The organism is Streptacidiphilus neutrinimicus, assembly GCF_000787815.1.
In the GTDB taxonomy this organism is placed as follows: Bacteria; Actinomycetota; Actinomycetes; order Streptomycetales; family Streptomycetaceae; genus Streptacidiphilus; species Streptacidiphilus neutrinimicus.
On the sequence record NZ_BBPO01000111.1, the window covers coordinates 1 to 1,012 of the forward strand.

Annotated in this window: 1 protein-coding gene; it reads left to right on the forward strand. The window is 72.6% G+C overall.

The window, feature by feature from the left end; translation table 11 throughout:
* On the forward strand, positions 1-1,012 hold a 1,012-nt coding region (locus tag TR48_RS43930; RefSeq protein ID WP_042374725.1), incomplete at both ends, for a SpnB-like Rossmann fold domain-containing protein.

The window sequence follows — 1,012 nt, forward strand, 5'->3', positions numbered from 1 at the left end:
CGGCGTCGAGGCCGTCGGCCGGGACGCGGTCGCGTTCGGGACGTTGCGTCGCAACGAGGGCGGGTTGGAGCGGCTGTTCGCTTCGCTGGCCGAGGCTCACGTCCGGGGTATCGCCGTCGACTGGCAGTCCTTCCTCGGCCGCGGGGGTGCTCGTCGGGTCGACCTGCCCACCTACGCCTTCAACCGCGAGCACTACTGGCTGGAGGCCACAGCCTCCGCATCGGCCGTCGCTCCGGTGGACGAGGTGGACGCCCGCTTCTGGGAAGCGATCGAGCGGGAGGACCTAGACGCCCTGGCCGCCACGCTGGAGGTCGAGAGCGGCAGCGAGCTCGGCGCGGTCCTGCCGATGCTGTCCGCCTGGCGTCGGCAGAGCCGCGAGCAGAACACGATCGATGCCTGGCGCTACCAGATCAGCTGGAAGCCGGTCACCGAGTCCGCGACGGGTGTGCTGTCGGGGACCTGGCTGGCCGTGATCCCGGCGGGCCGCCTGGCGGACCCGGCCGTGTCCGCCACAGTGACCATGCTGGCCGGGCGGGGTGTGGACGTCCGCCAGGTCGTCGTGACACCGGAGGCCGCGGACCGTGGCGTCATGGCGGAGCTGCTGCGTGACGCTGCGGCTGACGACGCGTCACTGTCGGGCGTGGTCTCGCTGCTGGCGTGGGACGAGACGTTCGCAGCGGCCGGGACCCTGACGCTGGTGCAGGCGCTGGGCGATGCGCGGATCGACGCGCCGCTGTGGTGCGTGACGCGCGGCGCGGTGGCGACGGCTCGCTCCGAGCGGCCGCTGAGCGCGCTGCAGGCGCAGCTGTGGGGTCTGGGCCGGGTGGTGGCTCTGGAGCATCCGGAGCGCTGGGGTGGTCTGGTCGACCTCCCGGAGAGCGTGGACGACCGAGTCCTCTCGCGCTTGGCGGGAATACTCGCGGGTGTTGCGGGTGAGGACCAGGTCGCGATCCGTGCGTCGGGTGTGTTCGGTCGTCGTCTGGTGCGGGCGTCGCGTGGGGAAGCGGCCGAG